The sequence below is a fragment of the Rhodopirellula sp. UBA1907 genome, assembly GCF_002337565.1.
Classification (GTDB): Bacteria; Planctomycetota; Planctomycetia; order Pirellulales; family Pirellulaceae; genus Rhodopirellula; species Rhodopirellula europaea.
The window spans coordinates 38,607-47,971 of the sequence record NZ_DDGH01000066.1; the positions used below are offsets into that span (position 1 = coordinate 38,607).

The 9,365-nt window shown below is 57.1% G+C and carries 6 protein-coding genes and 1 pseudogene; 2 read left to right on the top strand and 5 right to left on the bottom strand.

Annotation, left to right across the window (positions count from 1 at the left end):
* Positions 1-281 (bottom strand): annotated as a pseudogene (locus B2R17_RS14455) (glycosyltransferase family 1 protein); the annotation flags it as partial.
* The gene (locus B2R17_RS14460) at positions 278-1,621 is read right to left on the bottom strand and encodes an O-antigen ligase family protein (RefSeq protein WP_286764535.1); all 1,344 of its coding nucleotides are present in this window, start codon (positions 1,619-1,621) and stop codon (positions 278-280) included. The gene B2R17_RS14460 and the pseudogene B2R17_RS14455, both read right to left, overlap by 4 nt.
* A 411-nt stretch (positions 1,622-2,032) precedes the next feature.
* On the opposite strand from B2R17_RS14460, the gene serC reads away from it, so the two are divergent.
* Together serC and serA are read left to right on the top strand one after the other, a co-directional pair.
* The gene (serC, locus tag B2R17_RS14465) at positions 2,033-3,184 is read left to right on the top strand and encodes a 3-phosphoserine/phosphohydroxythreonine transaminase (protein ID WP_286764536.1); all 1,152 of its coding nucleotides are present in this window, start codon (positions 2,033-2,035) and stop codon (positions 3,182-3,184) included.
* A gap of 47 nt (positions 3,185-3,231) precedes the next feature.
* The gene (gene serA / locus B2R17_RS14470; protein ID WP_008659653.1) at positions 3,232-4,854 is read left to right on the top strand and encodes a phosphoglycerate dehydrogenase; all 1,623 of its coding nucleotides are present in this window, start codon (positions 3,232-3,234) and stop codon (positions 4,852-4,854) included.
* A gap of 135 nt (positions 4,855-4,989) precedes the next feature.
* On the opposite strand, the gene B2R17_RS14475 is transcribed toward serA, so the two are convergent.
* The 3 genes from B2R17_RS14475 to B2R17_RS14485 form a co-directional block, all read right to left on the bottom strand.
* Positions 4,990-7,011, bottom strand: coding sequence for a hypothetical protein (locus B2R17_RS14475; RefSeq protein WP_286764537.1), 2,022 nt, complete (start codon positions 7,009-7,011; stop codon positions 4,990-4,992).
* A 293-nt stretch (positions 7,012-7,304) separates the two neighbouring features.
* Positions 7,305-8,375: a mannose-1-phosphate guanylyltransferase gene (locus tag B2R17_RS14480; protein ID WP_286764538.1), complete on the bottom strand. Its 1,071-nt coding sequence runs from the start codon at positions 8,373-8,375 to the stop codon at positions 7,305-7,307.
* A gap of 51 nt (positions 8,376-8,426) precedes the next feature.
* Positions 8,427-9,365 (bottom strand): HEAT repeat domain-containing protein (locus B2R17_RS14485; protein ID WP_286764539.1); only part of this gene is annotated, 939 nt, incomplete at its 5' end.

Here is a 9,365-nt window from a genome sequence, read left to right on the forward strand (position 1 = left end):
GCCCGCCGCAACTGTTTGAGCGTATCGATGGGAAAGTGCACATAGTTCACGTCCGTGTAACCACTCGGATGATGATCGGTTCGTGTGCGAGTCCATGTTCTTTGCTGACGCACATCCAACCCACCGTCCTCGGCCTTCCATGATCGATTGCCCTCCATGGCCACGGACAGCAGCACGATCAGTTTGCCAACGCGCTGATTCCACGCTTGAGCAATCGCGATCACATCGGGTGCAAAGAAATTCAGCAGATAGACGACGGTGGCCGACGAAGCTCGTTTCACGTTGTGCCCGATATTCCTGGTCGACCGAAAAAGCCTGATTCGGCCTGGGTGGCTTCTGCTTGATCGCGTTGCGAACGTTCCGCTTCGATCATGTCGATTTGCGTCGCATCCACCAAGACCGGATAGAAGATGCACATCAACCAAACAATTGTGCAGGGCCCGGGAAAGGTTTCCAAAACGGTGTCTTCGGTCAGGCACGACAGCACAGTGAATGCAGAAAAGGCGCGAAGCAAAAGGTGCTCGCTACCAAAGATCAGGAACACATTCCAAAGCAGCAAACACGCCATCAGCGCACCTGCGATCACTCCACCGGCAAGCGTCGCGTGAAGGACCGCATTGTGGGTCGCCTGCGAAAACTCCAACATCAAAATCGGAGCCGCGTTGAAACCGTGACCGATGATTGGCCGATTCGCGATCAAACTAATTCCCTTGGCCCAAATTTCAGATCGCCCCGTTCCACTGGTGATTTCCTCCGCGTCTCCCGACTTAGAAACCTTTGCCAGAATCTTGCCAACGAAATGATCTTCTTGACCGGTGGCGTAAATCGACGTGACTCCGACCACACCCATTAGTGCCACCAAGGCAATCGCAGCGACACCCAGCCGACTGGTCAATCGATCCAAGAACAGAATGCACATTCCAAACGCACCAGCGACCAAAGCGGTACGACTCCAAGCCAAATAGGCCGCCAGGGCAAAGCAAGCCGCCAAAGGAATCGCGACGTTCAACTGCAGAGTGCCTTTGCGAACTAAGTACAACGTCGCAAGCCCACCCAACACCATCGCTCGTCCGACCGCGTTGGGGTGAGCCGTTCCGGACATCCGGTTGACCACCAAACCATCGGCCAACAACTCGGGAAACAAACCGTACTTCGGAACAAACACGTAGAAGAACAATGCCAACGTCATCGTCGCGGTGACCCCCACCAAGATCGCTGTGACCGTGCCTCGCAAACCCAACGTGAACAACGCGACGATGATGAACGCGACGTAGGCGACATTGATCAATGCCACCGCCATCGAGGCTCCGCTGATTGCGATCGGCGTGGCCAGCAAAACCAAAAAGAGGATCGTCAACAACATCACCGGCGGCAAAGTCGTCATCGTTTGACGAACGCTCGCGGAAGTCAGCACGCCGTATGCGCCGACGGCGAAAGCCATCCCTGCAATCAGCAACTTGCACGCGACTTGCCCGTCCAGCCCAACCGTCATGGTCTCAGCGTCCGACGAGATATCGAGCGGCCCAAAGAAGGTCGATAGAGCAACCAAGCACCACGTCGTGACCGCCAGCAGCGAAGATTCGTTCCATGCCGTTCGGAATTGCTGGGCGAGTTGCAGCATGGCGAAGTGGAATCGACTTAGAAAAAGCTAGCGGAGATCAAACGGCGATCGCCCTCCAGCTTAATTGGGCCGGCGTTTTTTCGAAGGCGTGTTTTGATTCCGATCCTTGGTGGCGCTGATTTCCCGCCGATTTGGCCCGATTTCCGGACCAGACTGCTCGCGTGGCCGCCGAATCGGTTAACGCGACGTTGTCCTTGGTGTTTCGAGAACGTCCGTTCTCAACCGTCTCACGCCCCAAACCGTGCAATCGGTTCATCAATCGGCCTGCGTCAAATCAGCCTCCCGCCCGCGTTCGGGTTGCCTTCCGCATCTGGGCATGGACGTTTAGAATTCGCCAAAACTTGTTCCGGAATCAGGCCTTTACCCCCGGGACATCCTCCCCATCACCCCTATGCAACCGAGCCGCCTCGAATGACTGCATCAGCCCAAGGTGTGCAAACCACTTCCGCCCAATCCTCCGCGAGCCACCCCGAGCGGGTGTTCAATTTTTCGGCGGGACCAGCCACCATGCCCGAATCGGTGCTGCGGGAAGTTCAAGATGAGATGCTGTGCTACCCCGGCGCGGGCGCGTCGATCATGGAAATCAGCCACCGCGACAAATTGTTTGTCGACGTGCTTCATGACGCCGAATCCACCATTCGCGAATTGCTGAACGTCAGCGACGATTACTCGGTCATGTTCATGCAAGGCGGAGCAACACTGCAATTCTCCGCGATCCCAGCCAACCTGCTTCGCGGCAGCGGCAAACGAGCCCAGTACGTGCTGACTGGATCCTGGGGCAAAAAAGCGATCAAGGAAGCCAAGAAAGAGGGCGACGTGGATGTCCTCTTCGACGCGGCAGAATCCAACTACGACCACATTCCGTCGGCGTCTGATTTGGCTTGCCCCGACGATGCTGCCTACATGTATTACTGCAGCAACGAAACCATCCAGGGCGTTCAGTTTCCAACGGAACCAAACTGCCCTGACTCGGTGCCGTTGGTCAGCGACGCGTCCAGCGATTTCCTTTGCCGCCCACTTCCGATCGACAAATACGGTCTGCTCTACGCCTGTGCTCAAAAGAACGCTGGTCCCGCTGGCGTGTCGGTGGTAATCATGCGGAAGGACTTGCTCGAGCAAGCCGATCCGAACATCCCCGGCTACTTGCACTTCAAGAACCATCACGACAACGAATCGGAATGGAACACTCCACCGACGTTCGCCATCTACGTGCTCGGCAAAGTCGCTCGTTGGCTTCGCGATGACATGGGTGGACTGGAAAAGATGGAATCCATCAACCGCGAAAAATCGCAGCAGTTGTATTCCGCAATCGATTCCAGCAACGGTTTTTACCGTGGTCACGCGAAAACCGATTGCCGCAGCCTGATGAACGTGACGTTCAATCTGCCCAGCGACGAACTGACCGCCAAATTCATCGCGGAAGCTGCTGAGCATAAACTCGCCGCCCTCAAGGGTCACCGCAGTGTCGGCGGCATCCGAGCGAGTATCTACAACGCGATGCCTCGCGAAGGCGTCAACGCATTGGCGTCGTTCATGAACGACTTCGCCAGCAAGAACAGCTAGACGGCATCCCACAAACCATCCATCCCCCTTCAATCTCAGTCCCCAACATGCATCGCATTCTCGTTCTGGATGACATCGCCCAAGAAGGCATCGACCTACTCGAAGCCTCCGAAGGCATCGAATACGAAGTTCGCACCAAACTCAAAGGCGAAGAACTTCGCCAATCACTCAACGAGTTCGACGCGGCGATCCTTCGCAGTGGCGTGACCATCACGCCCGAGTCCTTGGAAGGCAACACCCGTTTGCGAGCCTTGGTTCGCGCCGGCGTGGGAACCGACAACATCGACAAACCCGCCGCCACGCGTCGCGGAATCGTTGTGATGAACACTCCCGCCGGCAACACGGTCAGCACCGCAGAACACACGTTCGCAATGCTGCTCGCGATGAGCCGCAACATCGCCGCGGCCAACCAAAGCTTGGTCGAAGGCCGCTGGGACCGGAAGAAATTCATGGGCACCCAAGTCGCCGGCAAGACCTTGGGCATCGTCGGCATGGGCCGCATCGGTCGCGAAGTCGCCTCGCGTGCTCAAGCGTTCGACATGGACGTGGTCGCGTTTGATCCGTTCCTGACCGACGACCAAGCTGAATCGCTTAAGGTCCGCCGAGTGGCAACGGTCGACGAGATGCTTCCGCAAATCGATTACTTGACCGTCCATACGCCGCTGACCCCAGAAACTCGCGGTCTGATCGGCATGGAGCAACTCGAGAAGGTCAAACCCGGCCTGCGGATCATCAACGTCGCTCGTGGTGGAATCTACGACGCCGAAGCGATGGTCGAAGGTCTGAAGTCTGGCAAACTCGGCGGTGTCGCACTCGACGTTTACGAGAATGAACCTTGCACAGACAGCCCGCTGTTCGGAATGCCTGGCGTCGTCTGCACGCCTCACTTGGGTGCCAGCACCGAAGAGGCACAAACGCAAGTCGCCGTCGAAGGCATCCACTTGCTGCTGAGCTACTTGCGAACCGGCGAAATTCGTCACAGCGTCAACGTCGCGTCGCTTGATCCTAAAACCCTGGCCGAACTTCGTGGTCACCTCAACGTGGCTCACCGACTGGGATTGTTCCTCAGCCAACTACATGGTGGTGGCATCGACCACGCTCGCCTGACTTTCCGCGGCGAAGTCTCCGGCAAAGACACACGGGTTCTCAATAACGCGTTCTGCGCCGGACTGCTGGAACGTGTGGTCGAAGACGCCAATGTGATCAACTCCGAAATGCTGCTTCGTGAACGTGGCATCGAACTCACCTGCGAACGCGTTGGCGACAAAGGTGCTTTCACCAGCAGCATCACCGCTGAGGTCAGTGGCAACGGCAAAACGGTTCAAGCCGGTGCCGCAATCCTCGGCCACGAAATGCCACGATTGATTTTGGTCAACGGCTATCGTTTGGAATCGTTCTTGGACGGCAAACTGTTGGTCTTTGTCCACAAGGACGTGCCAGGAATCATTGGTCGTGTCGGAACAACGTTCGGCAGCCACGGCGTCAACATCGCTCAAATGGCGGTCGGCCGCGAAGGCGATGCTCCCGGCGGTGCAGCCATCGGCGTCCTCAGCCTCGATGGCGACGTCCCCCAAGCTGCACTGGACGACTTGCTCGCCATTGATGCGATCACGGAGTGCCAAGTCATCGACATGCCCGGTGCTGGCCAATTGCCAAGCTGGCTCAGCTAGACATTGCCCTCCGAAAGGTCAAATCCTTTTCGGACGATGCCCAATCGCGGCAAACATGACCGCATGAATCGAAAAAGGCTCGGTGAAATCACCGAGCCTTTTTTGCTGAACGTTGTATCGCCATGTCGCTGCTTTTTAGCGAACGATGCGAGCAGCGGATGTCGCCATCACATGCGGCGTATCGATTCCTTTCAGATACCCACTCTCGCCGGTCACCCGAATGGTGGCTCCCAAGTGCGAGTGCACATCGACACCGGGCGCGGGAGTGATGTATGCGAGCGTTCGTCCGCCACGATCGGTGATCGCATAGGGCGGTCGAGTTGGATCGGCTGAATAAACCTCCACCAAAGTGCCCTCATGAACGGGCAATGCCGCCGGTGCCGGAACTTCGTGAGCGACGGTCGCCGTGTTTTGAACTGGCAAGTTCGCCGGAGCCTGATTCATGGACGACGATTGCGAACCGTAGTTGATTTGCGAACCCGTTGTGACAACCGACGAAATCGGCGCGACATTGGAGTGAATGGTGGGAACAGGCGTAATCGGCGTGGGCAATCCCAACGTCTGGACAACCGTTTCGCCATCTCTTCGTTGAGCGACAACCTGATATTCGCGGCAACGAGTCGCCAAGGCGTGAAGTTGCAAGCGTTCAGCCGCTTCCGCGACCAAACCGATCTCGGGTGCGGATGCTCCACGAGCCATCAACTTAGAAAACAATACTGGCAGCGTCGCCACATCGGATTGGGCAACGTCACGCTGCACTTGTTCGATTTGAGCCGCCGCGATGGTTCGCAACTTAGGTGTCGCGGGAGGAAAGACGGCCGAGACCTGCTGGATGCCCGAAGGCTGACCTGGATTGATCGAACCGCCCATCGTTGCGACGCTCCCGTTCCCGTCCACCATTCGCGGACGCGACGTGATCGTCATGGTTGAATCTTGCGGTGCCTGTGATGTTGGAACCGTCGTGGGTGAAGCAGTTGTCGATGCCACACTCGAACCGATTGGCAACACACCACTGCCAACGACCGGCGCGGCGGCAGGAACAGCAACTCTCGGTGTAGCGGGCATCGCTTCTTCATGCGCCACCGTGGCGACGTCGTTGCTGATCGTTTCCGTACGTGCAACGCGATGGTCTTCGATCGGCACCAAATCGGGAATACGACGACTCGACCGCGTGATAGGTTCGAGATCAGCTGCCTCTTTCAAACCGCCGCCAACCAACGATTCCAGGCCTCGAGCAATTCGATCGGACAAACTTCGTGGGTGGTGATCCTCTTTCTCTTCGATCTCCGCTCCGGGATGAGCTTGTTCTTCGCTGCGACTCAAACGAGCAACACGTTCGGCCAATTCGCGACGAGGATGCGATCGTTCGGCATCTGTTTCGCTGAGATGCGTGTCGGTGTCCAAGTCCCAATCTTCGTTTGCCACGTCAGCTTCAAACTGCGACATCGCCACGCGAGGTTGTTTGGCAGCAGGAGTGGGCTCTGTATTTCCATCCGGCAAAAACATGTGCTGAGCGGGTTCGGGTCGCTTCAAACTCGCAACCAAAGCTTCCGCGGTCGCAGCGGTTTGGTCGCGATGAATCCAGCGAAACTCACCGGAAGGTGGCACGACTCGGTACCAGGTTTGTGGCCCATCGGGTCCTTCCCGTTCGCTGCTTCCAACGATCGTGACTTCTTCGCCTTTCGCCAACTGAACCTGCCAGCGGTAGCGACGCGCACGGCCGAGATTGGTTCCGATCCACGCAACCGTTTTGTCTTCCGTCACCGTGGCAGATCCCAGGACATCACCACCGCTTTGTCGCTTTGGCTGGGCTTGTTGGCTGAGTTCGACTGCATCGGCAGCAACCCAGCAAAAGCTTTGCTCGACGGGACGCACGCCCAACCATCCATCACCTGTTTCGACGTAGACCTCGAGTTCCTGTCCGTGTCGAACCGCTTCGGTTTTGTAGTATTCGCCCGATGGCCCACACCGAAGATGGGCTCCTTCATCGGATACAAACACCAGGTAGGGCTGGCTGACCGTGTTGGCGGAATTGTCTTGGCCATTCGCAGAACCAGCGACGGTCGCAACAAAGGCTAGACCGCCCAAAACGAATTTCAGAGCGAGGGATGACAACATCCCCGCGTGCAGCGAAGGGTTGGCGGTGTGTTCGTTCATCAAAACACTGCGTATGGCGCGGAAAACCGGATGGTGCCGTCCCCAGACCAGCCTGATGAGACGGCGATGCACCTCAAACCAGGGCATCACACCGATCGATAGCTAGATTCCGCCCTCCGCGACAAGATCAATCATTCGCGAAGCACCACTGAGCCGCCGATTTCAAACGCCCGGGCGAATTTCCCAGGTTTGGCCCACCACTGAGGCTCGACCAACCACTCAGGCCACTAGCCGACGCGAATCTCGCACGGAGGAGAGCATCGAACTTCGGCGTGAGCGTCCTAACATTCTCGTCAGATCCGGTCTTCGGATCCGCTCGCTTGGAGGGCCGCGACGACTTCGCGAACCCGTTCCTCGGAAGTCTTGGGCGCCACCAAAGTCGCGTCCGCGGTTTGCACGACAATCAGATCGTGAACGTCAATCGTCGCGATCGTGTGCCCGGGGTTCCCATGAATGATGCAACCACTCGAATCAACATTCACATGCGATCCGACGACGGCATTGCCGAATTCATCGGCCGGGTGAAGACGAGAAACGGCTTGCCAGCTTCCAACATCGTCCCAGTCGAACGGTGCCTCGATGACGACGACCGGTGAGTGTCGTTCCATCACGGCGTAGTCGATCGACTTGCCTTCGATGGCGGCAAATTCTTTTTGCAGCACCTCATCGTATTCGTCGGTGCCAATCGCATCCGAGATCGCTTCGATGTGCGAATACATTTCAGGTTCGTGTTGCTTGAGCGCATCCAAAATCGTTTGGGCCTTCCAAAGGAAGATGCCGCTGTTCCACGAAAACGTTCCCTCGTCCAGATACTTCTTCGCAGTCTCCGAATCAGGTTTCTCTCGGAACGTTTTGACTTTGTACGCCTCATGCCCCTCAATCACGTCGCCGCGTTGGATGTAGCCAAACGATTCCGCCGGATAGGAAGGCTTGATCCCAAAGGTCACAATCGCATTGGGGTGCTCGTCCAAGATCGCTTCGCCACGACGGACACCCTCAGCGAATTTGTCATGATGCAAAATCACGTGATCGGAGGGGCAAACCAACATCACCGCATCGGGATCTTCGTGAGCCACCAAGGCCGCGGCCAAACCGACGCATGGTGCGGTGTCGCGTCGACATGGTTCGCCAACAATCGTTTCGCGACGAAGCTCGGGCAACTGCTCCGCGATAGGCTCAACCAATGCGACCGAAGTCAACACGTGTGTTCGCTCAGCCGGAATCACCGAACTAAGCCGATCTCGCGTGGCCTGAATCATCGTGCGTTCGCCGGCGAGCGAGAGCAACTGCTTTGGCTTGGCCTTCCTAGAAGCGGGCCAAAAGCGAGTTCCGCTGCCACCTGCCATGATGATTGCGTGAAGCATGAATCGAATCCGTGTTGAAAGTCGAGTCGAATGGAGAAAAGAATTCTGCGGCTATTTTTCCGATTGATTGATCCGCTCACGCAACAATTGCAATGCGGTGGAGAAAATCTCAACGTCGGGAGCGAGCTCTGCCGCCCGTTGTAATTGCTTTTCCGCAGCAAGCAAATCACCAGACAAATACAACGCCAATCCATACCGGTATTGAACGTCGGCGTTGTTGGACGCCAACTTCGCATCGCGTCCCAACAACGGTAATTCATCGCGTCGAAGCTGAGCCGCTTTCTCGGAAGCTTGATTCATCAATTCGTTCAGAGCCCCACTGCCGCCGAACAACTGAACAATCGCTGACTGTGCTTCGCGAGACTGAGCCGCGGCGGAGACCAATTGATCCAGCATCGACGCATAATTGGTCCGAGGCCCGGACATACTCGGCTGGACCCGGATTGCATTCTGGTAGGCTTCTGCAGCTTCCAGATAATCGCCGCGTTGCTCGCTAAGTGACGCCCACGCCATGTGAGCGCCGGCACGGTCAGAGGCCAACATCAATTCGTCTTCGATCGCATCGATCGCCAGGTCGGCTTGCTTTTGTCGCGTACCAGAAAGCGTCTGATAGCCACCTGACGACACCAATGCCTTCGTCGCTTCACTGCGAACCAAACGGGACGGGTCCGCTAACAACGGCATCAACGTTTTTACCGCGTCCGACGGTCCGCTGGCGCCCATCACGCGTGCCGCAGTCGCACGAAGGATTGGATGTTCATTCGAATCTTTGAGCACTGCTTTTGCCGCGGAAATCGCCTCACGTCCTCGACCGCTTTGCAGCAACTCGTCGAGCGTGGTGGCACGAGCCAATACAGGAGCTATCTCCGGCGGCTCCATCACGTATCGAAGTGCTTTCGCGATCGAGCCTGAATCACCGCTTCGCAAGCCGTGCAAAATTTCGCCGTAGTGAGCCGGTGTTTGCCGGTCGTCGCCGTACCATCGATCACA

Excerpts from the sequence above, each read along its gene's own strand:
- B2R17_RS14460 (WP_286764535.1), bottom strand. The coding sequence starts at position 1,621 with ATGCTGCAACTCGCCCAGCAATTCCGAACGGCATGGAACGAATCTTCG.
- serC (WP_286764536.1), top strand. The coding sequence starts at position 2,033 with ATGACTGCATCAGCCCAAGGTGTGCAAACCACTTCCGCCCAATCCTCC.
- serA (WP_008659653.1), top strand. The coding sequence starts at position 3,232 with ATGCATCGCATTCTCGTTCTGGATGACATCGCCCAAGAAGGCATCGAC.
- B2R17_RS14475 (WP_286764537.1), bottom strand. The coding sequence starts at position 7,011 with ATGAACGAACACACCGCCAACCCTTCGCTGCACGCGGGGATGTTGTCA.
- B2R17_RS14480 (WP_286764538.1), bottom strand. The coding sequence starts at position 8,375 with ATGCTTCACGCAATCATCATGGCAGGTGGCAGCGGAACTCGCTTTTGG.